Below are 25,849 nucleotides of genomic sequence, written 5' to 3'. Positions count from 1 at the left end.
GTACGCGAACAATCCGCTGAAAACCGCCGAGTACGCAGAGAATCTGCGTACTCGGCGGTTTCCTTTAGGGTTGGAGAGTGAGTGACGGCAGCGCGTATGCAGTTCGGAGGGCGCGTACGAGCGACGTGCCCGGCATCCAGAACCTCGTGGGGCCGCTCGTGCAGCGACGCATCCTGCTCGGCAAGGAGGCAGTGACCTTCTACGAGTCGGTGCAGGAGTTCCGGGTCGCCGAGACCGCAGACGGCGAGCTGATCGGCTGCGGCGCCCTGCACGTGATGTGGAGCGACCTCGCCGAGGTGCGCACGCTCGCGGTCGCGGACCCGTGGCTCGGTCGCGGTGTCGGCCGCGCCCTCCTCACCCGGCTCGAGGGCGATGCGCGCGAGCTGGGGCTCAGCCGGCTGTTCTGCCTGACGTTCGAGGTCGCCTTCTTCGAGCGGAACGGCTTCGAGGACATGGGGACGGAGACCGTCGACCCCGCCCTGTACGCCGAGCTCGTCCGGTCCACCGACGAAGGCGTCGCGGAGTTCCTCGACCTCGCGCGCGTGAAGCCCAACACCCTGGGAAACACACGTATGTTGAAGCGCCTCTGAGCGCGCCTGCGTCGGCGTGTCGCACGTCGGCGCTAGCCTTCGGGCATGTCGACGTTCAAGCGCCCTGTCGGCCCGCAGCCGAGCAGCGTCTACTGGCGCCGCAGGCTCATCGTCCTGATCGGCCTCATCGCCGTCGTCGTGGTGATCGTGCTCATCGTCGTGCGCCCCGGCTCGTCGAGCGGCGAGCCGCCGAAGGCGCCGGTCGGCACCGACACCCCCACGCCGTCGCCGGCGGCGGCCACCAGCATCCCCACCTCCAGCGCGACCGCGAGCGGGCAGGAGTGCAAGCCGACCGACGTCAAGGTGGAGGCCGTCACGGACGCCGCCCAGTACGCCGCGGGCCAGCTCCCGCAGCTCTCGGTCGCTTTGACCAACACCGGGTCGTCCGCGTGCGTCATCGACGCGGGCACATCTCAGCAGGTGTTCACGATCACGAGCGGCTCGGAGGTCTACTGGAAGTCGACGGACTGCCAGGCCTCCAAGGTCGACGCCCAGGTGCTGCTGCAGCCGGGCAAGACCATCTCGTCGCAGACGCCGATCACCTGGGACCGCACGCGGTCGGACCCCAGCACCTGCCAGGCGCAGCGTCAGCAGGTGTCGGCGGGCGGCGCGTCGTACCACCTCCAGGTGTCGGTCGCGGGGATCGCCTCGGCGACGAGCAAGCAGTTCATCCTGCAGTGACGCTGCTCCTCCACAGTTCGGCTCGCGCGATGCTTCTCCACGAGTTCCGCGATCCTCCGACGAGTGACAGTGGCCCGCCGTAGTGTGGGACGCGCCGGAACGTTGGAGCTGACTGGGGAGGTGCCGTGGCAAGAGCCGCTGTGACGTACCGCTGCACGGAGTGCGGCTGGGCGACGGTCAAGTGGGTCGGGCGCTGCGGCGAGTGCCAGGAGTGGGGCACGGTGGCGGAGGCCGCGGCACGCACGGGCGTGCTGCGCTCGCTGACGCCGGTGATCGTCGGCGCCGACAGGGCGGCCCGGTCGATCACCGATATCGGCGTCGAGTCCGCGCAGCGGCGGCCGAGCGGCATCGGCGAGTTCGACCGGGTGCTCGGCGGCGGCATCGTGCCGGGCGCCGCCATCCTGTTGAGCGGGGAGCCGGGGGTCGGAAAGTCGACTCTGCTGCTCGAGGTGGCGTCCCGCGCGGCGCGCGAGGGCCGGCCGGTGCTCTACGTGAGCGCGGAGGAGTCGGTGAGCCAGGTGCGCATGCGCGCCGAGCGCACGGGAGCCCTCCACGATCAGCTGTTCCTCGCCTCCGAGACCGACCTGGCGACCATCGTCGGGCAGATCGACGTTGTGCGCCCGTCGCTGGTGATCGTCGACTCGGTGCAGACCGTGTCGAGCGGTTCGGCCGAGGGCATCGCCGGAGGCCCGAGCCAGGTGCGCGAGGTGGCGAGCACGCTCATCCGCGTGGCCAAGGAGCGCGACCTCCCGGTGCTGATCGTCGGGCACGTGACCAAAGACGGCTCGATCGCCGGCCCGCGGCTGCTCGAGCATCTGGTCGACGTCGTGTGCCAGTTCGAGGGCGACCGGCAGACGGCGCTGCGGTTCGTGCGGGCGCTGAAGAACCGGTTCGGGCCGACAGACGAGGTGGGCTGCTTCGAGATGGCCGGTGACGGCATCGCAGAGGTCCCCGATCCGAGCGGCCTCTTCCTTAGCCGCACGACCACTCCCGTCTCCGGCACGTGCGTCACCGTGGCGATGGAGGGCAGGCGCCCGTTGCCTGTCGAGGTGCAGGCCCTGGTCGTCGCGACCACCGCGCCCAACCCGCGGCGGGTGACCAACGGTGTCGACGCGTCCCGGGTCGCGATGCTGCTCGCCGTGCTGGAGCGCCGCGCCGGCATCCGCCTCGGCGACAAAGACGTCTACGTCTCGACGGTCGGCGGTGTCCGGCTGGCCGAGCCCGGCGCCGACCTTGCCATCGCCCTCGCCGTGGCCTCGGCGGCGACGGACCGCGCCATCCCGCACACGCTCGCTGCCTTCGGCGAGATCAGCCTCGCGGGCGAGATTCGGCCCGTCACCAGTGGCAAGCAGCGCGCCACCGAGGCCGCCCGCCTCGGCTTCGCCACCCGCATCGACGAGCGCAGCGCCACTGTGCGCGAAGCCCTGCGCGTCGCCTTCTCGTCGGCCGCCTCCGAACGCGAACGAGAGCTCGACGCGGCGTTCTGACCGGGCGTCCCGAACGGAGGAGATCTTGAGCGACGCCGCAGGCCAGCGGCAAACGCTGGAGGCCGTCGGCGTGTCGTGGTCGGACCTCCTCCGTTTTGCCCCCAGCGCGTGTCGGCACGGGTCTCCTCCGTCAGCCGCAGCAGTGGCGCGGAGCGGCGGGGTTCTGGGTGTCGGCGCCCCGGAGCACAATGGCGGCATGGCCAACCTGACCTTCACTCTCCGTTCCGGCCGGCGCGTCGGCGTTACCACCCTGGGCGACCCGATTGCGGGGCGGGTCGTGGTGTTCTGCCACCCGGCGCCGGGATCCTCCATGTTCGACCCCGATCCCGACGAGTCGGCGAACCGCGACGTCCACATCGTGGCACTCGACCGCCCCGGGTACGGCTCCAGCGACCGGTGGCCGTTCGGCACGTGGCCCAGCATCACGCGCGCTGCGGACGACATCGCCGAGTACATCCGCGACATGAAGCGCTTCGAGGCGACGATCGGCGTCGTCCGCCCTCCGACCATCGGGATCGCCGGCTGGTCGGCCGGGGGACGGGTGGCCCTCGCCTTCGCCGCACGCCATCCCGACCTCGTCGACCGGGTCGCGGTGGTGGCGACGCCGGCGCCGAACGAGCACGTGCCGTGGATCCCGCCCGAACTGCAGAAGCTCTCGGACGAGCTCGGCCAGCAGTCGCCCGACGTCGCGTTGAGCCGGCTGTCCGAAATGATGCAGGGCCAGGCGAATGCCGTCCACGCCGCTGACGGGGAGGGCTCGGTTCCGCTCGACATGCTGGGCGCGGGTGCGGCGGACGCAGGTGCGCTGCAACGGCGCGGCCTCCACGACAGACTCGGCCGGATGCTGATCGACGCGTTCCGTCAGGGACCTGGTGGTGTCGCGGGCGACGTGCTCAGCTACACCGCGCGGCCCTGGGGGTTCGATCCCCAAGATGTGCAGGCCAAGACGCTCATCATCGGCGGCCAGGCCGACCCGCTCGCCGGGCAAGCGCACGCCGCGTGGTACCAGAAGGCGATCCCGGATGCGCGGATGGAGATGGTGCCCGGTGCGGGCCACCTGGTGATCGCCCAGGCGTGGGGACGCGTGCTGTCGCATCTCGCGCCCGGCACGACGTCCTGAGACAGAGGAGCCCTCAGGCGTCGACGGGAGGTTGCCGCGGGAACTTCGCCATCGCTTGCTCCAGGACGGCCGGCAGGAAGGCCGACGCCCAGACCCGGTAGCCGTGATCGTTGGGATGGAACCAGTCCTCGGCGAACTGGGTGATCGCGCCGCGGAACCCTTCGCGGCGCATGGCGTCGTGCAGCGGGACGACCGTCAGCCCGCGGCCGGTGGCCTCCTCACGGAGGATCGCGTTGGCGACCGCGACCTTCCTCTCGTTCGCGGGGAAGTAGAAGTAGGGGAGGTCGGCCACGATGGCATCGGACGGCACGGCATCCAGAACCCGCCGGATGCCCTCCCGGAACCGGTCGGCGTCGAAGTCGGCGATATCGTTCGCGCCGATGGACACTGTCACCAGGTCGGGCTCGTACCCGACGAATCGCGGAAGCTGGTCGGCGACCGCCAGCGCGACCGTCGCCCCGGACACCGACAGGTTGACGACCCGCACACTGCGCCCGGTCGCGGAGCGGATGTGATCGGCGATGATGCCGACGTAACTATTGCGCGGCACCGACGCGCCGATGCCCTGGGCCGCGCTGTCACCGATCGCGACGTAGAGGATCTCGCCGTCGGCATGCGCGTGCTCCCGCCACCACGCCGAGTGCACGGGCAGGGTCTGATTGATGCGTTCGCGGCTGGCGGTGAGCCGCGCCTGATGCTGGGCGAGCCCAGCGCGGACGACCAGCGCCGTCGCGGTCACCGCGGCGAAGGCGCCGCCTGCCCACAACGCCGGTTTCACGAACCCCATCCCGGCAGCGTACCCCGCGTCTGCGTGGGCGGCAGCCGATCAACCGCGAATGCCACCCGCTCGATTGGCGACCGCGCCGCGCTTCCAGTAAACTCGCATGCGGTACCGTGTCCGAGCGGCCGAAGGTGCAACTCTCGAAAAGTTGTGTGGGTGAAAGCCCACCGTGGGTTCAAATCCCACCGGTACCGCCATAGAAAACCCCTGGTAGACCGGGGGTTTTCTGCTTTTCTGAAGATGTCGTGGTGCGGCGGTGGTGCACGTCTAAAGTCATCAGAGCCATCGAGGGACCACCGACGCGTCGTCATGTCGTCGGGTTCCCGAGGGCCTCGCCTGAAGGGGCAGAACCCTCGAACTCCCGCGCACCTCCCCCGAGGGTGGTGCAGTTGTTCTTTGGCCCGCCGACTCAGTGGTCCGCTTGCATCGTTCAACTATGTAAAAATCTTGATACAAGTGCCGGCACGACTAAAGCAGGGGGCCCTCCGATGGCGGACCAGAACGAAGCCTCGAGGGCCACAACCGCACGCGTCGTTTGGGAGACCGCAGACAAGTACCTGCGGAATGTCGTCGATGAAGAGGACTACGGCGACTACATCTTGCCGTTCACGGTACTTCGTCGCCTCGAGTGCATGCTCGCCGAGACCAAGGACGAAGTTGCAGAATTTGTAAGCTCTCTCGGCTCGTTACCGCAGCACCTTGTCGATATCGCAGTCAAGGCCCGGTTCGGCATGGGATTCTATAACGTCTCGCCGCTCGACCTTGCCACCATTGCGTCGGTCGACGACAACGTCGACAAGTCCCTTAAGAGTTACATCGACGGCTTCTCGAACAACATCGCCGACATCTGGGTCTCTTTCGATTTCAACCGGCGTGCGAAGGTGCTCGCCGAGGCAAATCGACTGCTCGCGGTCGTCAAGCACTTCTCCACGCTCGACCTCAGCCCCGGCAATCTAAGCAACACCGGCATGGGCGACGTCTTCGAGGACGTCATGTATCGGGCCTTCAACAAGAAGGGCAAGGCAGCAGGCAATTTCTACACGCCCCGCGATGCGATCCGGCTCATGGTCGACGTGCTCATTAGCAACGACGACGACACAATCGCCTCGGACCACGCCGCCCGCTCGGTCTATGACCCTACAGCGGGCTCAGGAGGCATGCTCTTGATTGCGCAGGAGGCTCTGAAGCGAACCAACGAGAAGGTCGATGTCACCCTTTATGGGCAAGAGTTGATGGCCTCTGCCTTCGCGCTTGGTAAGGCAGACCTCCTCATTCAAGGCGGACGCCCAGATGCAATAAGGAAGGGCAACACCCTCGTTGAGGATCTCTACGACGGGCAGACGTTTGACTACGTGCTCTCCAATCCGCCCTTCGGCATGGACTGGTCGGCCGACGAGAAGGCCGTGCGAGACCAGGCGGCGGAACCGGGTTCACGATTCAGCCACGGTCTGCCCGTCACTGCCGATGGTCAGATGTTGTTCTTGGCTCATTGCGCCTCGAAACTCACGCCAGCCACAAAGAACGGCCAGGGCGGACGTGCAGCTGTTGTCTCGAATGCCTCGCCCCTTTTCAACAGCGACAAGGGCCCGAATGCGATCCGGCAATGGCTGTTCGACGAGGATCTCGTCGACGCGATCATCGCCCTGCCAAACGAGATGTTCTTCGGTACGGGTATCGCGACATTTGTATGGATTCTGGATACGAACAAGCCTCCAGAGCGCGAACGCAAGATCCAGCTCATTGACGGCTCGGGACAGTCGGTGCCTATGCGGAAAGGCATGGGCTTCAAGAGACGCGAAATGGATGCCGCGCATCGAGAAATTGTCTTGGATGCATATAAGGCGTTCGAGTACGCCGACCCTGCCATCTCGCGCGTATTGACACCCGACGACTTCAAATTCCGCGACATACCCGTGTACAAGCAGGCTCGGTTCGCGACTCGCTTCAGCGACGACATTATCGAGGCTCTCCGCAGTCGTCGCGACTTCGCCGAGGGTCACGCCGACGTGTTGAGAAGCCTCGACGGTACAAACTGGAATGATCTTCCGAAATCCTTCCCGGAAGCTGCGAAGGCTGCGGGGCTCAAGGCTCCGCTGGGGCTCGTGGATGCCGTCATGAAACTCATGGCGGTGGCTGACGACGCCGCGCCTCCTGCCGTTGACAGGAAGGGCAAGCCCGTTTTGGCTGCCGGCTGGAAGGTCACCGAGCGCGTGCCGCTTAGTCATGACATTTCTGAGCACATGGCTCGAGAAGTACTGCCATTTGCGCCCAGCGCACACTGGGACACGGGTAAGGCGAAGTACGGCACCGAGATCCCGTTTACGTGGATCTTCTATGCTCCTGAGGAACCGCGCTTGCTCAGCGATATCGACGAAGACGTTCAGGCACTAATGGCACAGCTATCCGACATGTTTCTAGCAGTGAGTGACGAGTGATTCCTTCACTTGTCCCAGAGGTGCCTCTGAAGTTTGTTGGGCAGATCGTCAGCGGAGGTACGCCGAAATCCGAGCCTGCCAACTGGAATGGGGAGCTGCCGTTTATTACACCTCCGGACCTTAACGGTCTAGATGGGAAAGTGGTTGCGGAGTGGGATCGCACCCTGACGGACCAGGGAGCATCAGAGTCCTCAGTCGTTAACCACGCGGTCCTTCTATCGTGTCGCGCACCGATCGGTCACATTGGCGTTGCATCGCGTTCGGTAGCGTTCAATCAAGGATGCAAGGCAATCATCCCGGAGCGTCCAGAAGACCTCCGGTACTTGGCGTATTGCCTGATTGCGAACCGCAAGGGTCTCGAAGCGGTGGGCCGCGGAACCACCTTCACGGAGTTGTCCACGACGGAATTAGCTGCGTTCCGCGTCCCCTGGCCAGCTCAGAGCCAACGAATGCTGGTAGCCGACTTTCTCGATCGGGAGACGAACAAGGTCGACGTGATGCTGGGGCGTCTCGCTGAGCTCGTTGAGCTGTTGATCGCGCGTCGAGAGGCAATCGTCGATCGGGCTTTCAGCGTGCTGCTCGATTTGCCCACGGTCTCCGTTCAGATGGTCGCGGATGTGACGGTCGGAATCGTTGTCGAGCCGGCCAAGCTTTACGTGGACGACGGCGGTGTTCCGGCCCTTCGCGGTTTGAACATCTCCCCGGGCAAGATTCTCGCGGAGGACGTAGTGAGAATCTCGCACGAAGGTCACGCCGCAAATCTGAAGTCGGAGCTCCGCACTGGGGATCTTGTCACGGTCCGGACGGGACGCGTGGGCTCGACCGCGGTGGTGTCGGATGAGTGGAGTGGAGCCAACGCGATCGATCTTGTGATCACCAGGCCGCAGCCGGGTATTGTTCCGCAGTTCATGTACTGGCTGTTGTCATCCTCGGCCTCACGCCGTCACATTGACGCTGTCGCAGTAGGTTCCGTTCAGTCTCATTTCAACGTCGGTGCACTCAAACGCCTGCGGGTGCCAATCGTCGACGTATGCGCGCAGCAGCGAATCGCGGATCAACTCGATGATGCAACGGGCAAGGTCGATGCCATGTTGGCGAAGGTAGGCGACCTCAAGTCCCTACTCCTGGAACGTCGCACGGCCCTTATCACCGACGTCGTGACCGGACGAAAGGAAATCGCATGAGTCTCGCGCAGCTGATGGAGCAGGAGTTCGAGGAGAACCTCTGCTCGGAGTTGGCCGCGCGTGGTTGGTTGTACGAGGACATGGGGAAGCCGATCGGTTGGGATGTAAGTCTCGCAATGGTGCCGACCGATGTGCTCCATTGGCTCCGACTTCAGTATCCGGATGAGTTCGAGAAGGCCGTCCCCAGTGACCTGATCGGCGAGCAGAAGACCGCTGCCGAGCGCGCGTTGCTTGAGCACATCACGAAGGAGCTCGCGAAAGCGACGAGGATCGATCCAACGACCGGTCACTCGGTCGGCGGCCTGCTCGGTGTGCTTCGCAGGGGGTTCTCTTACGCTCAGGTCGGGCGTCCCACAGCGAGGTTCGGCGCGATGATGGAGTTCCCTCCGGCCAATCCGAACCTCACCGAGGTTGTCGAGGCGGCCGACTCGGTCCGACTGCGGATCCTGCGTCAGGTGCGGTTCGACACGAAGACCAACGAGAGTATCGATGTCGTGCTCCTCGCCAACGGCCTGCCGGTCGTCACGTTGGAAATCAAGACCGACAACACGCAGACCGTCAACCATGCGATCCGCCAGTACAAGGAAGATCGCAAGCCAGGGAAGAGTCGCCCGCTCCTCGCGCCCGGCCGCGCTCTGGTGCACTTCGCAGTGTCTAACGACCTCGTCTATATGACGACCAAACTCGAGGGCGGTGACACCGTCTTTCTGCCTTTCAACCAGGGCAACGACGGTCATGAGGGCAACCCACCGTCAACGACTGGCTCTTCGACCAACTACTTGTGGCGCGAGATCCTCGCGCGCCCTACATTCATGCGCATCCTCAAGGACTTCGCGCTGTTCGAGCCTGGCAAGGCCGGAAAGAAGGGCGAGGGTCGCCTCGTATTCCCCCGTTTTCACCAGCTACGTGCGGTTGAACGCGTGGTCGCCGACATAGAGGCAAATGGCACCGGGAAGCGCTACCTGATCTGGCACTCGGCCGGCTCAGGAAAGACCAAGACGATCGCATGGCTCAGCCACCGATTGATCCGCCACATGAGCGCCGATTCGAAGTCGACGTTTGACTCAGTCATCGTCGTAACCGATCGAACCGTCCTCGACGAGAATATTCGCGACGATATGACCTTGGTGCAGTCGAGCGCGGGACTCGTGGTCGCTGTCGGCGAGAAGTCAGGAGCAAAGTCTCCACAACTGAAGAAGGCGCTCCTCGAGGGCGACCACATCATTACCTGTACTCTGCAGACCTTCCCCGAGGTGATGAAGCTCATCGAAGATACCCAGGAGTTGCGCGGTCGACGCTGGGCGGTTGTCGCCGACGAAGCGCATTCGTCGCAGTCCGGGTCCGCGGCAAAGCAGCTCAAGGAACTCCTTGTTGATGTCGAGATCGAGCCCGATCAGGAGATTGGCGCCGACGACCTTTTGGCCGCCAAGGATTCGGCCATCGCCGCGTCGGCCAACATCACGTTCGTTGCCTTGACCGCTACCCCGAAAGCGAAGACGCTGCGCCTCTTCGGCACTCAAATTGGCGACCGCTGGGAGGCCTTCGATACATACACGATGGCCCAGGCGATCGAGGAGGGCTTTATCCTCGACGTGCTCAGCAACTACTCGACATACGACATGTTCCTTCGCGTCAAGAACACGCTTGAGGGCGAGGAGTTCGAAAGGGACATTCAGGTCGACACAGGCGAGGCAGTATCAAGCATTGTCCGCTACGCGAGGCTCCACCCGACCTCGATTGCTCAGAAGGTCCGAGTCGTGGTCGAGCATTTCCGGCGCAACGTGCAACCGCTTCTCGGTGGCCAGGCGCGCGCCATGGTCGTGACGAGTTCGCGACTTGAAGCGCTGAGCTGGTCGCGGAAGATGGACGCCTATATCGCCGAGAAGGGGTACGACCTGCACACGCTTGCGGCTTTCTCGGGATCACTCACCGAAGAGGACGGCGAGAGCGTTACGGAGGTCTCGCTAAATGGTGTCAGTGACGTCGGCAGGGCTTTCCGCGAGGAGGGTGTCTACCGCGTTCTCATTGTTGCGAATAAGTTCCAAACCGGCTTCGACGAGCCGCGCCTCGTGGCGATGTACGTCGATAAGAAGCTCTCAGGCGTAGCCACCGTGCAGACGCTCTCGAGGCTAAACCGGATCTACCCGAAAAAGAGTTCTCCAATGATCGTCGACTTCCACAACAGTCCGGCGAGCGTGCAGGCCGACTTCAAGCTTTACTACTCTGACGCGCATGTGGACGGCGACGTGGACCCGAATGCGCTGATAACCATCGGGGAGCGACTCGATACCGCTGGCCTTTTCAGCCGCGAGGAGATGGATGTCGTCGCCGATGCCTTCCTTCAAGACGCCGGCGGAGAGGCGATTGCCAAGGCACTGTCGCCTATTAAGAACCGTTGGACCGTTCAGTGGAAGCAGGCGGTGCTTTCTAAGGACAAAGCCGAGAAGCGGGAGTTGGAAGCGTTCAGATCGGACGTGCTCGCATACCGCAATGCCTGGCAGTTCCTCAGCCAGATCGTTGACTACCAGGACCCTGAGCTGCACCGGCGCGCGATACTTGCCACGCTGCTCGGACGTAATCTCCACACGGGCGGCAACGAATATGACGACAGCTTCCTTGAGGGAGTCCAGCTCTCTGGCGTAAAGCTTGTCCCGTCCGCGATCGAGGAGGACCACTCGCTTAGTCAGGGCAGTGCCGAGGGCATCAGACTTCCAATTTTCGATGGCGAGCATATGGGCTCTTCCGCGCGGAGACGCGGCCCTCTCGAAGAGGCCATCGAAAAGGTCAACGAGATGTTCAAGGCCAAGGGTGTCGACGTGAGTCCCAGCAGTGTTGCTGGGTTCATCACGACGTTTTGGGGTTTCCTCGACGATAACGAGGAGGCGGTAGCGATGGCAAAGAACAACACTGTCGCCCAACTCAAGGCTTCTGAAGGCTTCAGCGGCGCTGTCGGGCTCGCGGTCCTCAAGACTGTGAACGAGGCAAATGAGATTCAGGCGTACATGACGGACCCTGGTTTCATTGGCGAGCTGTCTAACATCGCGGCGGACGCGCTGCACACGCAACATCACGCTGATTCAGATGCCAGCTTGGAATCGGAAGATACGGGGACATGACCGAGTCGAAGTCGGAGGGCTTCGCGGATGTAATCCGCGAGGCGCGCAAGGCGCGCGGCTGGTCCCAGGCGGTACTAGGCCGTGTTGATCAAGTGCTTTCGCCACGGGTTGCGTGAGTCTTGAAGGGTGAGGCGGCAGGAGATCTCTGACGAGGTGTGGTCGGCGATGGAGCCGTTGATGCCGACAGTGACCGGGAGGTCGCGGCCGTGGACCGATCATCGGCTCGCGGTCGAGGGTATGGCGTGGAAGTACCGCACCGGTGCGCCGTGGCGTGACGTGCCGGAGCGGTTCGGGAAGTGGAACTCGATCTACAAGCGGTTCAACCGGTGGGCCGAGGATGGCACCTGGGAGAAGCTGCTCGCCGAGGTGCAGAAGCAGGCCGACAATGCCGGGAAGATCGACTGGGTCGTCTCCATCGACTCGACCATCGCACGCGTGCATCAGCACGGCGCGACACTTTCCCGGGGACACAGGGGGCTCTGCCGAATCACAAGAATCCGCGGTTCGAGCCGCCTGATCACGGGATCGGACGCTCCCGCGGCGGGCTGACGACTAAGCCTCGATCCACCGAGGCGGTCGGGTGGTGAGTGGGCGTCGTGACAGAGAAATGCCCCTCTGACCGGGGAGAATAGAGCTTGCTTAGGGTTCTGTTCGTCTGGTCCGAGAGGCATTTCGTAGATGCAATTCAAGCATGCTCCTGCCGCGGTGTCTGCGGTGTTCGATGATCCGAATCTCGTGTCGTTCGCTGGGCTGGTCCCGATGCTGCGGCTGGCGCGGGCTGCGGGAGTTGAACGGCTGGCGCAGTCCTGGTTGAGTGTCCCGACGGACAAGGGCGCCAACGCCGGTGCGAAGGTGATGGCGCTGGTGGCGGGGATGCTTGCCGGGGCGGACTCGATCGAGGACATGAACCTGCTCCGCCACGGCGGGATGGGGCGGCTGTTCGACCGGGTATATGCGCCGTCGACGCTGGGGTCGTTTCTGCGGGAGTTCCGGTTCGGGCATGTCCGTCAGCTCGACGCGGTCTCTTGCCGTGTCCTCGCGGATCTTGCCGGCCACATGCCGCTGCTGCGCACGCGCGGCGACGAACGGGTGATGGTCGATTTGGACGACACGATCATCGAGGTTCACGGATACAAGAAGCAGGGCGCCGGGTTCGGGTACTCCGGCGTCCGCGGCTTGAACGCGCTGCTCGCGACCGCATCGACGACCTCGTCGGCTCCGGTGATCCTCGGTCAACGGCTGCGGCAGGGCAAGACTGGGTCCCCGAAAGGCGCGGCACGGATCGTCGGCGACGCCCTCGCGACCCTGCGCCGCATGAACCCCGCCGGCACGTCGCGGCCGTTGCTGCGGGCGGACTCCGCGTTCTACGGACACGCCACCATCGGCACCGCCATCAACGCCGGCGCCGACGTGTCGGTCACCGTTCGGATGGACCCTGCGGTGAAAGCAGCGATCGCGACCATTGCCGAGGATGCGTGGGAGATGATCGAGTACACCGACGCGATCCGTGACGAGATCACCGGGCAGTTGGTCTCCAAAGCCGAGGTCGCCGAGGTCCCGTTCACCGCGTTCCGCTCAAGGAAGAACGCCGAGCGCGTCGAAGGGCGCCTGGTGGTCCGCCGCATCCCTGACCTGAACCCGAACAACGTTGAACAGCCGACACTGTTCGACACCTACCGGCACCACGCATTCTTCACCACCACCGACAAGGACGTGATGGACACGGTCATCGCGGACAAGACCCATCGCGGCCACGCGATCATCGAGCAAATCCACGCCGACCTCAAGAACGGCCCGCTCGCCCACCTACCCTCCGGGGTGTTCACCGCAAACAGCGCCTGGCTCGTCCTCGCCGTGATCGCGTTCAACCTCACCCGCACCGCTGGCCTGATCGCTGATCAAGCGGGCCGGCTCGCGAAAGCGACGACCGCGACGATCCGCCGCACCCTGATCCACATCCCAGCACGGCTGGCGCGCTCCGCGCGCCGCATCACCCTGCACCTACCCGAGGCCTGGCCCTGGCAGAACGCCTTCGACCGGCTCTTCACGGCCACCCACGCACCACCACCGGCCGCCGCCAACTGACCACCGCCGCAACCGCGGCACGACCAAGAACCAGTGGACGACCGGGATGCGACGCCCGAAGCCCACACCTGCACTCAACACCCCAACAGACACCGATCACGCCACCCCCAACCACCCAAGGCCCATCGGTGGATCGAGGCTAAGCTGCACCTGGTCTGCGACGGCCGCGGCCGGCCGTTGGGAATGATGATCACCGGCGGCAACATTAACGACACGACGATGATGACCGCCGTGCTCGAGGACATCCGCGTTCCGCGCGCCGGTCGGGGCAGACCCCGCACCCGCCCCGACCGGGTCCTCGCCGACAAGGGCTACCCGTCGAAAGCGAACCGCGCCTGGCTGCGCGACCGGAGGATCGCCGCGACGATCCCGGAGCGTGACGACCAGATCGCGCACCGTCGCAAGAAGCCGGGCCGGCCGATCGACTTCGGCGAGCGGCAGCAGGAGCGATACAAGGGGCGCAATGTCGTCGAGCGCTGTTTCAACCGGCTCAAGCAGTGGCGCGGTATCGCGATGCGCTCCGACAAGCTCGCCCGCAACTACCGTGCCGCAGTCAGCCTCGCCGCCACACTGATCTGGATCAACACCGACCTGACTCGCACGCCAGAGCGGCCCTAAGTACCCGGGATGGTCTCTACGGGAGGCTAGAGTCGGCTGACTGCTCGTCAAGATTGCGTGACTTCCGCCACTCAGTCAACGAGCGGACGAAGAACGCCGCAGAGGCCGTGAACACGACCACAACCGTTGCGATCGACCACCAGACAGGCTGGAAGTCGGACAGAACGAGCAGCGAAAACGAAGAGCATGCCGCCGGTTGATCCTCCGGATCGCGGATTAGCGGCGTGGGGATCGTCGACAGCCTCACGTTTACCCCATCCCGGCGCGGCTCGAACAACGGCTGCCTCCCCTTCAGAGGGTCGCTCAGCGGGGGTGCGCCTTATGACTGGGGCGGGACCAGGAGAAAGCGTGGAGCAGCACTACTGCCCGAGGTTGGGAAGCGGTGGCGCGGCGGGCGACGAGGAGTGAAGGTCGAGCACAGCCTGGATGATGCGCGCGGTGCGCTCGGTCAACTCGTCGCCCGGGTAGAAGGCCTCGAAGAGCTCCTCGACCTCGTCGACGGTGGTGAGGCCGATCGCCGGGATGAGGACCTCCAGATCCTCGAGTTCGCGACGGCCGCGCTTCTGTGCAGCGAAGATTTTCATCGCGAGGAGGTCTCCGCGTCCGCGACCTGAACGGTAACATCGTCGACGTCGTAGATCGTCACCCAGCCCGCCGGGCGACCATACCCGGAGGGTACGAACTGCGCGGCGGCGTCGTTCAGCCACTCGCTTCGCCAGTTCCGCTCGGACGCGATCTCTCCGGCGAACGAGCACGAGGTCGGGCGGGGTCACGGGACCGTCAACATCGGCGGTGGCCGACCGGTGCTTGTTGAGAGTGAGAGCGATCGCGGCACCGCCGACGATCTGGATGCGTGACGGCTGTCCGGTTCCTCGAAGACGGCGGACGAGATCGCGGAGGCCTTCGATCATTTCTGGGCGGGTGAACTCCGCTCGTATTGGTCCGCGAACGTTGTCCGTCGCACGCTGGCCAGTTCGTCGGCTTCGATGAGCACGCCACGCTTGCGGAGCGGCTCAGGGACGTTGTGGAGGTCGATGGGAATGGAGGCGGTGGCTGCGGATAGAGGGGGAGTCCAGTCCCACTCCCGATTGCCGTGCTCATCGACGACCCAGCCAGGAAGCGGCAGCTGTGCTTGGCAGAGCCGCCACTCGGTGATGCCGGCGAGGGCCGCGTCCCATTCGGGGCTGATCTGGGTGGGTGGCTCGATGGCCAGGACGAATCGGTCTGCTGGGTCGGGTGTCGTGAGGTCGTTGGCGACCTGTGCGAGCACGCGGTAAGCACGCCGGACGTTGTTCTCGCGCACAGCCTCGGCCAGGACGGTGGAGGCTTCTGCGACGGTGGTTCTTCCGTCGCTCGTGACGAGGACGAGGCGAACGCGTGCTGCGTTCGCGATCTTCTCGATCGTGGACGCAGTGGGGTCGCGACGGCCGTTCTCGATTGCGGCGATGTTCGAGCGCTGGAGGCCGCTCTTCTTCGCGGCGTCGCTGAGGCTGAGTCCGGCGCGCACGCGTGCTTGCTTGAGGGATCTCTGAATCGTCATGGCCCACCTCCGCCTAGTGTCGAATTCGATACTACCACTGAGATCGAACGAGCTCTCGCTGTATGAAGAGCGGTAGAGACAGCATCGAGGTCATCGTCGAGGATCGGCGTACACGTCCAGCGTCATCGCGGCCGAAGCACGGCCGAGCATTTCGTTGCACGGCTTTGACGTTCGCCGCGGACGCGATGGCGAGGCTGGCCGCCGGGTGTCGGAGGCCGTGAATCGTCAACTCCGCGGGCACGCCGGAGCGCTTCTTCGCATAGACGAGTTCCAACTCTCGCAGCGGAGCGCAGCGCGTGGATTAGCTCATCGCGGTGGTTCCGAGCTTTTTCTCTTCGTGACGAAGGCCGCTGGCGCTCGTAAGCTGCGCGTCGTCGTGCATATTGGTCTGATCGCGAATGTGTCCCCCTACTCATACATTCCGTTCTTGAGGAGTTCGCGGTGCGCAAACGGCTGGAACATCTTCATCCCGGCGTGTGCGGCCACATCCGCTTCCACGGCGTGCGATATACGCAGATCTGCGTACTGCCACGCGGCACCCCACGCGATTGACTCGTAGTGAAAGTATTCGCGTTCAGTCCTGGAGTGCACACCATGGATACAGATCTTTGGATTCAACCCCCTGTCGATGGGACGACGGTCGCCCTTCCTCCGGACGCGCCGCCGGACCTGCAGGTTCGTCGCCAGGCCCCGAGACCGTTGCGCCCCGATCAGGCCGACCTGGGCACACCGCTGCCGGACGGACGCGCTGCGCCGCCCCCGGACGGCTCAGCCGGGGCGCGTTCTCTCGTGGTCATCGGCGACTCGATCACTCAGGGGTTCCAGTCGCTTGCCATCCACCGCACCCAACTGTCCTGGCCGACGATGGTCGCCCGAGCGCTCGAGATGGATTTCACCTATCCGACGTTCGACGGCCCGCAGAACGTACCCGGCCTGCCGGTGAATCTGGAAGCGCTCGCCCGCTCGGTCGAGGCGTCCATCAAGGACCGACCCCTCCCGTTCGAGGACCTCCACGTGCTGCGCACGGCCATCTCCAGCTTGGAGGACGTGCGGCACTTCTGGGAGAAGGGCGACGGCAGCGTGTTGTCCGGCTCGGACACCTACTATGACAATCTCGCGATCTGGGGGTGGGACATTAGGGACGCAATATCCAAGAGCCGCGAGTGGTGCCAGGGCAAGGTGGCGGCTCACGAAGCCCTACTCAAGCGGTTAACGGTGTCCAACCAGCTCATGGTGAGCCACGCGAACGAACGCACCGCTCTGCGTACCCTGTGGAACGCCGCCGATCCCGAGCCCTCCCGGACTCAGGTGGACGCCATGAAGTACCTGGGCTCGCGGCCGGACGGACGGGGCATCGACACGCTCGTCATCGCGCTCGGCGCGAACAACGCGCTCGGGTCGGTCGCCTCCATGAGCATCAGCTGGAGCGGCGACGATTTCCAGGATGTGGACAAGAAGTCCCAGTACAACGTGTGGACGCCGCAACACTTCGCCATCGAGCTCGAGCTGCTGGCCGATGAGGTGCTGAACGCGAAAGCGAATCGGACGCTGTGGCTGACGGTGCCCCACGTCACCGTCGTGCCGCTGCTGCGCGGGGTCGGCGAGAAGCCGTACTACTCCCGGTACTTCCCGCGTTACACGCGACCGTGGATAAGCGATGCGGATTTCGACGCGGACATTCACAACAGCATGACCGGTGACGATGCGCGCCTCATCGATGCGGCGATCGACCAGTACAACTGGGCGATCAAACAGCGGGTGCACGACGAGCGTCTGCGCGGCAGCGACTGGTACGTCGTCGACCTCTGCGGGCTCCTGGACCGGGTGGCCTATCGTCGCTATCTGGCGAGCGCACAGTCCCGCCCGGACTGGTGGACCGATTTCGGAGAAGCGGACGTCCTCCCCCCGGAGTTGCTCGCAATGTCGCCCCGTCCCGACACCCGATTCTTCGCCTCCGACAAGAAGGGGCGGACCCAGGGCGGCCTGATCGCGCTCGACGGCGTGCACCCCACGACCATCGGGTACGGGCTGATCGCACGAGAGGTTCTGGAGGTCATGAAGCTCGCCGCTGTCCCGGGCGCGGCCGAGGCTTCGATCGACTTCGGCACCTTGCTCGCCGAAGACACGTTGAACTCCGACCCTCCCGCGCAGATCTCGGAGGACGGTCGCATGATCGGGATGCTCAACCGGGCTGTGGACGTTGTCGAGGTGCTCTTCGGCATGAAGCCGACCTGAGCCGCCCGCGACCCGCGACGTTTCGTGCGTGTTCTCTCAGAAAAAGGCAGACCGAACGGTCTAGAAAATGTGAGAAAAGCTCGATATCGTGTGAGTCGTCCATCGGGGGATGATTCAGGTGTTCGTTCTGAGAAGCGAGTGGCTCGAAGACGTAGTGTCGACGGTTGAGCGTTCGGACGTCACCCTGTCGACGATCGCCGAACTGCTTCGGACGAGCATCCCGTGCGACGGCGCTCGCTACCGTGATCTCGATTCCAGCAGCATTTCACCCTTGCGGTCGGAACGATGGCGAGGCGACGGCGAAGCTCACGCCTCCGTGCTGCGCTCGCTGGATGGCGGCGGCCACCAACTCGACCTTGTGACTTCTCTGCATCCCCCGTTCGCAGGCCAGGGCTGGACGCTGATGCGGTGGGGCCGGAGCTTCAGCGATCACGACGTCGAGACGGCCACCACGCTGCTGCCTCTCGTGGCGGTGCTGACGAAGCGTGCGCTCCGCAGCGGTGTGCCGGGGGAGCCCGTCATTGCGTTGACACAGCGCGAGCGCGTGATTCTCGCCAGGGTCGCGCGGGGTTGGACGGCGTCGCGAATCGCGCATGAGCTGGCGATCAGTGAGAGGACGGTTGGCAAGCATCTCGAACACGCGTACCGCAAGATGGAGGTTGGTGACCGGTTGTCGGCTGTCCGCCGAGCCATCGAGCTGGAGCTAATCTGAACGCGCCTTCCTGTGGCTGCCAAACGAACTGTCGCGGGCTGCGGTAGTTCGGGTGGTACCCGGCGATTACATCGTGTTGAGATAGCTGAATGACGCAGAGTGTGCTCGTGTTGGGTGCCGGTATCGCGGGCGCCAGTCTCGCCTACTGGCTCTCTCGATCCGGGCGGAGCGTGACGCTGGTCGAGAAATCATCGGGTGTGCGCTCGAGTGGTAGTCCTGTCGATGTGAGGGGCGACGCGGCGCGGGTCACACGTGCGATGGGACTTGAGTCGCGGCTGGCCGCCGCTGACACCGGTGTGGTCAGGGCCGCATTTGTTGACGGGCATGGGCGGACCAGGGGTGTCGTGCGGACGCGCAGGACGTCCGACGGTGACGGTCCGCGTGACGTCGAGATCGCTCGGGCCGACCTGGCGGAAGCTCTCCTCGACGCGGCGCGGGCCGACGCTCGTATCGTTCTCGGCGACTCGATCGCCGGGTTGCGTCAGGACCCGTCCGGCGTGGATGTCACTTTCGAGTACGGCCGGCCAGCGCGATTCGATCTGGTACTGGGCGCCGACGGTCTTCATTCGACGGTGCGACGATTAGCGTTCGGTCCTGAGCAGAATTACGCGCGACCGTTCGGCCTGTACATCGGCACTCTGCGCACGAAGCTCCATATCGCCGACCCGGCTCAGGCGCTGCTGTATAACGAGCCGAATCGACTCTTGGCGATCCACCCCGCGGGCGGAGACCCCGGCGCGGCCTTCATCTTCCGCTGGCAAGGCGCGTACGACAACGATCTCGAGACCGGCCGACGACTCGTCGAAACTGCCTACGAGGGCGTGGGCTGGCTGGCGCCGCAGCTCTTGAAAATTTGGCATACCGCCAACGATGTGTATTTCGACGCCGTGACCCGAATCGACCTTCCCAAATGGGCTACCGGCCGCATCGCCCTGGTCGGCGACGCCGCCAGCTGCCTCTCACTGCTCGGAGAAGGCTCAAGCAACGCCATCGTCGCAGGCAAGACCCTCGCCGATGCGCTCGACACTCACCCCGGAGACCACGCCGCAGCATTCGCCTCCTACGAGCGCATCCATCGCACGCGAATTCGTCGCAACTCACGCGGCGCGGCAATCAGCGCACACTTTCTCGTCCCGGCGACCCGAATCGGCATCAATCTGCGCAACCGGGCGCTCTCAGCTGCCGCCGCCGTGCATCGGAGGTGACGAGACCGCCATCAGAACACGGTCGCATCTGCGCCAGGCGCTATTCGCCGTTGGCCGTTGATTCGATCCAGTCGACTGCCCAGCAACTAGCCTGAGCAGGCGATTCCCAAGATACCTCCCGCGAAGGGCCCGTGAATGAGCGTCAAACGCTGCAGCCTACTGCCGCTCGCCAGGACGGACTTTCGACCCGACGCGCGATCCTCCCCATCCGTCATGGGAAGTGTCGCGAGCACTCTTCATCTGTTGTTGCGCCGCGGCGTCGGGAGGCGTCGGAAAACCGAACCCGCCGTTTAGATTCGCGATTTCCGCCCAATAGGTTGTGCCTGCGGCGCAGCCCCGCCATCACTTCCACAAACGCGCAAGCCGTATGCGTTAGCGATCTCCGATGGTCAGGCTGGGTGGCGTCCCGTTGTGTGGTGGAGTTTCTCGACACCGTGCGGGATCAGTTGTTGGTGATTATGCCGCAGTGAGTTCGGGGATTGCCACCTCTTCGGGTTCGGCGTTCAGGAGTTTCATGGAGTGCTCGCTGAAGTAGCGGCGATCGGCGCCGTCCCATTCGTCGTGTTGCTCGATCAGGACGTGCCCTGCCAGGCGCAGCAGCGCGGCGGGATTTGGGAAGGTGCCGACGACGTCGGTGCGGCGTTTGATCTCTTTGTTGACCCGCTCTAACGGGTTCGTGGACCAGATCTGCCGCCAGTGCGCGACCGGGAACCCGGTGAAGGCGAGCAGGTCATCGCGGGCATCCTCGATGCATGTCCGCGATCTTGGGGTGCGAGCGGGCCAGCATCCGAGTGACCTCCTGGAACTGGGTGCTCACGTGCTCGGGGTCGGGTTGGGCGAAGATCGTGCGAATGATCGAGGCGACCATGGGGGCTGCGGTCTTCGGAACGTTCGTGAGAACGTTGCGCATGAAGTGGACGCGGCAGCGTTGCCAGGCCGCGCCGGCGAACACGGTGGCGATGGCGGCGATCAGCCCGGTGTGGGCGTCGGAGATCACCAGCTTCACCCCACCCAGCCCGCGCGCTTTCAACGAGCGCAGGAACGCGGTCCAGAACGGTTGCGACTCGGTCTCCCCGACCTCGAAGCCGAGGACCTCCCGGCGGCCGTCGGCGGCGACTCCGACCGCGACAACAACGGCTTGGGAGACCACCCGCCGGCCGACGCGGGCTTTGCAGTAGGTGGCATCCAGGAACACATACGGGTAGCTGGTGTCCGCCAGCGGCCGGTCCCGGAACGCGGCAACGTCCTCGTCCAGGTTCGCGCAGATCCGGGACACCTCGGACTTGGAGATCCCGGTGCCAGCGCCGAGCGCTTTGACCAGATCATCGACCTTCCGGGTGGAGACGCCCGTGAACATAAGAGCCTCCATCACCACCGCGAACAGGGCTTGATCCACCCGGCGGCGCCGCTCCAACAACGACGGGAAGAAGCTGCCCTGGCGCAGCTTCGGGATCTTCAACTCCAGCTCCCCCGCGGTCGTGGTCAACGCCCGCGGCCGGGTCCCGTTGCGTTGCGCCACCCGGTCCGGGCTGCGTTCGAACGGGGCGGCGCCGATGAACGCGGCCGCTTCCGCGTCGATCAGTTCCTGATACAGGGTTTCGGTCGCGACCCTAATCCGGTCGCTGACATCGGTGAGTTTGAGTTCCCCGAGCAGCTCGAGGAGGGCAGACTGGTCAAGAGCCATCGTGCGTTGTGTCCTTCCGTGAGATTCCTAGACAGTTCCCACTGACCAGCGCACGATGGCTCCCCACGTCCACGACATGACACTCAAGCCCAAGAACTACACCACCCCCAGGGACGCCACCGAGGACGGCTTGAGGTGATGCTGATTTGCCAGCCATTCGATTCCGAGCTCTGAGATGGTTGATCGCGACGCCCGAGCATCGACGAATTCACCTCGATGTTGACGCCGAAGCAGAACGGACCCCTTTGTGCCGAACTGGGATGAACTCCTTCTTGTTGGTTGAGCTTAGTTCTTCTCGGTCTGTGTGATGAGGTCGCGGCGGCCGTGGGTGCGGTAGGAGTCTCCGGTCAGGGTGAGGACTTCGGAGTGGTGGACGAGGCGGTCGATCATCGCGGCTGCGACGACGTCGTCGCCGAAGGTTTCGCCCCAACGACTGAACGGTAGGTTCGATGTGACCATGATCGAGCCCTGCTCGTAACGGGAGGCGACGAGTTGGAAGAACAGGTTCGCGGCGTCTTGGTCGAAGGGGATGTAGCCGATCTCGTCGATGATGATGAGTTTGTAGCGGCGGATCTTCTTCAACTCGGCTTCGAGTTGTCCCTTCCGGTGTGCGTCCGCGAGCCTCGCGATCCAGTTGTTCGCTGTGTCGAACAAGACGCTGTGGCCGGCGTGGGTGGCTTTGACGCCGTGCCCGATCGCGAGGTGGGTCTTCCCGATTCCGGGGGGACCGAGCAGGATCACGTTCTCCGCTTTCGCCACGAACGTCGATGTCGCCAGGTGCGCGAGGAGGTCCCTGCGCAGGCTGGGGAGGTGGTCGAGGTTGAAGTCTTCCAAGGTCTTGATCGCGGGGAAGTGCGCGGTGCGGATCCGCATGGTCGTGCCGGCGGACTCGCGGTCGGCGAGTTGGCGTTCCAGGACCGCGGCGAGGTATTCCTCGTGCGCCCAGTTCTCGGCCCTGGCCCGGTCGGCGAGGTCGTCCCAAACCCGCCCGATTGTGGGGGTCTTCAGTGCTCGGGCGAGGTAGGCGAGCTTGGACGCGACTTGCTCGCTGGTCTTCGGGATCGGCGCGTCGACGACGGCTGTTCGAGTGCTCATTGTGCGTCCTTCTCGTATTCGGTGGTGGTTGTGAAGTCGACGCCGAAGAGGGCGTCGTAGTCAGAGAGGGCGCGGATCTGGACCCGGTGCCCGTCCGGGTGCTCGCGAACGCCTGAGGGTTTCGGGCGTTGGTAGTGCGCGCGCAGCTTCGCCGCCGTGGCGACATGCTCGGGGTCGGGGATCGTCTGTCCCGTCCGCAACGACCGCGGATGCTGGCCCGCGGGCTGTCCTGCGCAGGAGATCACGACCTCATCCAGTGAGGCGTGGACGTCGACGAACCGGCCGATGAACCTGGGATCGACGGAGTAGTCGTTCCCGTCGAGGCGGACGTAGTAGTCCCGCGCCAACCTGATTCGATGCGTGAGACCCGTAGCTGGTGGCTTCGCCGGTAGCGGCAGCAGCCCGGCCCGGTCGATAGCGGCGAGCTCGACGGGGCGGGCAGCGATCGCGCGGACCTGGCGTTGGTTCGCGCGGGTTTCCAGCCAGTCCGTCAACTGGGCGTTGAAGTCGTCCCGGCCTTGGAAGATCCGTCCGGGCGGGAACGAGGTCTCCAGGAACCGGTTCGCGCGTTCGACGATGCCCTTGGTTTCCGGGTCCCGGGGCGGGGCAAGACGGAGCCGGGTCGCGAGCGTTCCCGCGAACGATGCGGCAAGGATCGTGGGCTTGCCCAGCCCGCCGATCGCGGCCTCCCGGTCCCAGAGCAGAGAGCGCGGGATTCCGCCGAATCTCTGCAGCAGTGACCACATGCCCGCGGTGAGGTCTCCGCCCTGCCGGGAGGGGAGCATGACCGCCTCGATCCGGCGGGAGAACCCGGACACCATCACCAGCACCGGCAGAACCCGGTCTTGTCCGTCGCCGACGGGGACCCGCGTTTCGGGGAACCAGAGATCGCACTGGATCCTTTCGCCCGCTTGATACGAGAGCCGGTCCGCGGGGTCGATGCCCTGATACTCCGGTCGCAACTCGGACACCCGTTCCCGGAATAGTGAGGGTGAGAACGTCCAGCCGACGCGCTCCGCGATCACCGTCGCCGGCATCTTCGGATACTCCGCCAGCAACGCCCGGATCTGCGGCACGAACGCGTCGATCTTCGACCCCCGCGGGCCCCGTGACCTGTCCGGTGGGTCCTCGCCCCGCAACGCCCGACGAACTGTGTTCCACCCGATCCCGAGATCCCTCGCGATCTGCTTGATCGGCACCTTCTCCGACCGATGCAACCGCCGGATCTCTGCCCACGTATCCACTGAAATCACCCTCCTAGCCTGGGCCAGGGGGTCCACCCCAGTTTGGCGCTAGAGGGTCCGTTCTACTTCGGCGCTAACACTCGAGCTTTGGCGACCTCAACGGATGCGAGGAAGAGCTCCGCCGAGTGCTTGGTGCGGAACCCCCGCTTACCTGTCAGATCGCGATCTGGCGTTCAATATTGAACTCGGTAGCGCGTACCGGAGACCGTTTCATATGCGTGAATGCTCCCCATGATTCAGCTCCGATCGCCAATGCATTCCCCTGTGCAAGCCGCGTGACCATTGCCAGAGTACGTGCCACATCCGACATTGGCGGAGCGGAGTCCACAGGCCGGAACTGGTGTACCGGAGTCACTTCGCGATCCGTTTCACAACTTGACGTGCGACGATCCGGCCCTTTCGGGGGAGGCCGGCTGCGCGCAAGATCCAGCGCCGAGGGAGGCGTTGATTGCGATTTGTCGGCAGGAACGTCGCGGCCGCGCGTCGGCCGGTCGCTGGGGCGGTCTCTGCGACAGGGCACCATGGGTGCTCAAATTCGGCCAGTGCGGCTGCGATACCCGTCAGTCAGCGAGGCAACTGGTCCGGGTGTGTCTCCGGGGCGAGCCCCGCCTGCCGTTGCCGGGGAACCGCCATGGCTGGCGAGCAGCGAAACGGCGGAGGCAGCGTCGCCGACACGAGGGCACGGTGTGACCGCCAAGTAGGCGTCACGATTTGTGTGCGCCCACTGGGCTCGAGGGATAAAAGCACGGCACTCGGAACGATGTCGGCCGCACTGGCGGTCGCGTCAGTTGATACCGGCACGCCTGATCTCCAATATGCCAATCTGTAAATGAGACGAGTGCGCGGTCGAGTGTGCGGGAAATGAACGTGCTGGCCACGTTGTGGGGGTGGGTGACCTTTGACGGTGAGGACATCCATGCAACGAGCGCTCGCAGATGTCTCCCCGACGGAGCGTCTTGTCCAGGTCCACCTCGGCCGCGCTTCGTGGGCGCACGCGTTGGGGCTCGCCAAGCGTTCCGCGTCGCGGGCGAGCAACTACCGCGCAAGACGCTCCGCCCTCTAGACGAGCTGTCGACAAATGCTCATCTCCCTGTTGACATAGACAGATGTGTCTGCCATTCTGCTTTGCATCGCCGCCGCGCTGGATGGGTTCGGCCGGCGGCCTCTAAAGACGGCCGGTCAGGGTCGGAGGCGAACTTGTGATGTCCACTTTGCCCGCTCTGACTTTCAGAGCCACGGCTGGCGATGCTCAACGTGACTCGCCGCCCCGGGTCGCCCTATTCGACGGCCTGTGCGTTCTCCAGGCAGGTGTGCGTCTCGTTGTGCCTGAGGGCAGCAGACGACTTTTCGCACTCGTTGCCCTTCGAGGAGGCCGCGTAGCACGCATGGTCGCTGCGGGCACGCTTTGGCCGAACGGGTCAGAGGAACGCGCAGCGGGAAACCTCCGGACGTCGTTGTGGCGCCTCCGGAGGGCAGGAATCACGGTGATCGTCTCGGATTCCCGCGGTTTGGGCATCCAAAGTGGGGTGGTATCCGATGTCGAACTGATCACGGGGTGGGCTGACCGCGTGATCCACGGCGACAGCGACCTCGCGGATCTGGCGGTTCCTCCGACGATCGACGCCGCCGTTGATCTGCTACCCGGCTGGTACGAAGACTGGGTCGCCTTCGAACGGGAAGCGATTCGCCAGCACCTGATGCATGCGCTGGAATCATTGAGTCTCACGCTCCTCAGACGGGGGCAGTTTGACGATGCGATCGCCGCAGCGATGGCAGCAGTTCGGATCGATCCGCTGCGGGAAAGCTCGCATCGTGCGCTCGCTCAGATCCACCTCGCGGAGGGCAACGTCGGGGAAGCGTTGCATGTCTTTCGCGACTATGAACTGCGCGCGAGGCGAGAGCTCGGAGTTCTTCCCACACCACAATTCGCCCGCCTGCTGGAGTTGCAGGTGGCGAAGCCCCCTTTGTAGCGGCAAGGAGGCTCCCGCGCGTGACGCCGGTGTGACGCGCCGGTGACGGCGCTCAGTCACCCTTGCC

19 protein-coding genes, 1 tRNA gene and 1 pseudogene are annotated in these 25,849 nt (G+C 64.7%); 15 read left to right on the top strand and 6 right to left on the bottom strand.

The features are described 5' to 3' along the window. Positions 1–77: 77 nt before the first annotated feature. The 4 genes from ACPPVW_RS04715 (at position 78) to ACPPVW_RS04700 (ending at position 3,878) form a co-directional block, all read left to right on the top strand. Complete coding sequence (locus ACPPVW_RS04715; protein WP_426625371.1) at positions 78–590, top strand: amino-acid N-acetyltransferase; 513 nt, start codon at positions 78–80, stop codon at positions 588–590. A 45-nt stretch (positions 591–635) separates the two neighbouring features. Then, a complete protein-coding gene (locus ACPPVW_RS04710) occupies positions 636–1,271 on the top strand; it encodes a hypothetical protein (protein ID WP_426625370.1) in 636 nt (211 codons plus the stop codon). 125 nt (positions 1,272–1,396) lie between these two features. Next, positions 1,397–2,758, top strand: a complete 1,362-nt coding sequence (radA, locus tag ACPPVW_RS04705; RefSeq protein WP_426625369.1) for a DNA repair protein RadA — start codon at positions 1,397–1,399, stop codon at positions 2,756–2,758. Positions 2,759–2,954: 196 nt separating this feature from the next. Further along, complete coding sequence (locus ACPPVW_RS04700; protein WP_426625368.1) at positions 2,955–3,878, top strand: alpha/beta fold hydrolase; 924 nt, start codon at positions 2,955–2,957, stop codon at positions 3,876–3,878. A 13-nt stretch (positions 3,879–3,891) separates the two neighbouring features. On the opposite strand, the gene ACPPVW_RS04695 is transcribed toward ACPPVW_RS04700, so the two are convergent. After that, positions 3,892–4,665, bottom strand: a complete 774-nt coding sequence (locus ACPPVW_RS04695) for an SGNH/GDSL hydrolase family protein (RefSeq protein WP_426625367.1) — start codon at positions 4,663–4,665, stop codon at positions 3,892–3,894. Positions 4,666–4,766: 101 nt separating this feature from the next. On the opposite strand from ACPPVW_RS04695, the gene ACPPVW_RS04690 reads away from it, so the two are divergent. The 7 genes from ACPPVW_RS04690 to ACPPVW_RS04660 all read left to right on the top strand — a co-directional run bounded on the left by ACPPVW_RS04690 (position 4,767) and on the right by ACPPVW_RS04660 (position 14,097). Further along, a tRNA-Ser gene (locus ACPPVW_RS04690) sits at positions 4,767–4,856 on the top strand. A gap of 291 nt (positions 4,857–5,147) precedes the next feature. Next, the gene (locus ACPPVW_RS04685; RefSeq protein ID WP_426625366.1) at positions 5,148–7,094 is read left to right on the top strand and encodes a type I restriction-modification system subunit M; all 1,947 of its coding nucleotides are present in this window, start codon (positions 5,148–5,150) and stop codon (positions 7,092–7,094) included. After that, complete coding sequence (locus ACPPVW_RS04680) at positions 7,091–8,278, top strand: restriction endonuclease subunit S (protein ID WP_426625365.1); 1,188 nt, start codon at positions 7,091–7,093, stop codon at positions 8,276–8,278. Before ACPPVW_RS04685 ends, ACPPVW_RS04680 begins: the two co-directional genes overlap by 4 nt. Then, positions 8,275–11,394 carry a type I restriction endonuclease subunit R gene (locus ACPPVW_RS04675; RefSeq protein WP_426625364.1) on the top strand — a complete coding sequence of 1,040 codons (3,120 nt, stop codon included), beginning with the start codon at positions 8,275–8,277 and terminating at the stop codon, positions 11,392–11,394. Before ACPPVW_RS04680 ends, ACPPVW_RS04675 begins: the two co-directional genes overlap by 4 nt. A 126-nt stretch (positions 11,395–11,520) precedes the next feature. Continuing rightward, positions 11,521–11,943, top strand: a complete 423-nt coding sequence (locus tag ACPPVW_RS04670; RefSeq protein ID WP_426625363.1) for an IS5 family transposase — start codon at positions 11,521–11,523, stop codon at positions 11,941–11,943. 129 nt (positions 11,944–12,072) lie between these two features. Then, positions 12,073–13,479, top strand: a complete 1,407-nt coding sequence (locus ACPPVW_RS04665; protein WP_426625362.1) for an IS1380 family transposase — start codon at positions 12,073–12,075, stop codon at positions 13,477–13,479. Positions 13,480–13,512: 33 nt separating this feature from the next. Then, the gene (locus ACPPVW_RS04660) at positions 13,513–14,097 is read left to right on the top strand and encodes an IS5 family transposase (RefSeq protein ID WP_426625361.1); all 585 of its coding nucleotides are present in this window, start codon (positions 13,513–13,515) and stop codon (positions 14,095–14,097) included. A 359-nt stretch (positions 14,098–14,456) separates the two neighbouring features. Here the strand turns inward: ACPPVW_RS04660 and ACPPVW_RS04655 are convergent, their stop codons facing one another. Both ACPPVW_RS04655 and ACPPVW_RS04650 read right to left on the bottom strand, forming a co-directional pair. Beyond that, positions 14,457–14,681, bottom strand: coding sequence for a hypothetical protein (locus ACPPVW_RS04655; RefSeq protein WP_426625360.1), 225 nt, complete (start codon positions 14,679–14,681; stop codon positions 14,457–14,459). A 323-nt stretch (positions 14,682–15,004) separates the two neighbouring features. Further along, positions 15,005–15,637, bottom strand: a complete 633-nt coding sequence (locus tag ACPPVW_RS04650) for a helix-turn-helix transcriptional regulator (RefSeq protein WP_426625359.1) — start codon at positions 15,635–15,637, stop codon at positions 15,005–15,007. Positions 15,638–16,231: 594 nt separating this feature from the next. On the opposite strand from ACPPVW_RS04650, the gene ACPPVW_RS04645 reads away from it, so the two are divergent. The 3 genes from ACPPVW_RS04645 to ACPPVW_RS04635 all read left to right on the top strand — a co-directional run bounded on the left by ACPPVW_RS04645 (position 16,232) and on the right by ACPPVW_RS04635 (position 19,789). Beyond that, positions 16,232–17,872 (top strand): hypothetical protein, encoded by a 1,641-nt coding sequence (locus ACPPVW_RS04645; RefSeq protein WP_426625358.1) that lies wholly within the window; start codon positions 16,232–16,234, stop codon positions 17,870–17,872. 109 nt (positions 17,873–17,981) lie between these two features. Then, complete coding sequence (locus ACPPVW_RS04640) at positions 17,982–18,584, top strand: response regulator transcription factor (RefSeq protein WP_426625357.1); 603 nt, start codon at positions 17,982–17,984, stop codon at positions 18,582–18,584. An 89-nt stretch (positions 18,585–18,673) separates the two neighbouring features. After that, complete coding sequence (locus ACPPVW_RS04635) at positions 18,674–19,789, top strand: FAD-dependent oxidoreductase (RefSeq protein ID WP_426625356.1); 1,116 nt, start codon at positions 18,674–18,676, stop codon at positions 19,787–19,789. 456 nt (positions 19,790–20,245) lie between these two features. Here the strand turns inward: ACPPVW_RS04635 and ACPPVW_RS04630 are convergent. The 3 genes and pseudogenes from ACPPVW_RS04630 to istA form a co-directional block, all read right to left on the bottom strand. Beyond that, positions 20,246–21,473 (bottom strand): annotated as a pseudogene (locus ACPPVW_RS04630) (IS256 family transposase). A gap of 285 nt (positions 21,474–21,758) precedes the next feature. Next, positions 21,759–22,568: an IS21-like element helper ATPase IstB gene (gene istB / locus ACPPVW_RS04625; protein ID WP_426623902.1), complete on the bottom strand. Its 810-nt coding sequence runs from the start codon at positions 22,566–22,568 to the stop codon at positions 21,759–21,761. Further along, on the bottom strand, positions 22,565–23,821 hold the full coding sequence (gene istA, locus ACPPVW_RS04620; RefSeq protein ID WP_426625355.1) for an IS21 family transposase: 1,257 nt from the start codon (positions 23,819–23,821) through the stop codon (positions 22,565–22,567). Before istA ends, istB begins: the two co-directional genes overlap by 4 nt. A 1,475-nt stretch (positions 23,822–25,296) precedes the next feature. Here istA and ACPPVW_RS04615 point away from each other — a divergent pair. Further along, the gene (locus ACPPVW_RS04615) at positions 25,297–25,782 is read left to right on the top strand and encodes a bacterial transcriptional activator domain-containing protein (protein ID WP_426625354.1); all 486 of its coding nucleotides are present in this window, start codon (positions 25,297–25,299) and stop codon (positions 25,780–25,782) included. Positions 25,783–25,849: the final 67 nt, after the last annotated feature.

The sequence above is a fragment of the Leifsonia sp. McL0607 genome (genome assembly GCF_049993355.1).
In the GTDB taxonomy this organism is placed as follows: domain Bacteria; phylum Actinomycetota; class Actinomycetes; order Actinomycetales; family Microbacteriaceae; genus Leifsonia.
Note: the sequence above shows the minus strand (reverse complement) of the source record. Positions and strands in the feature narration are given on the sequence as shown.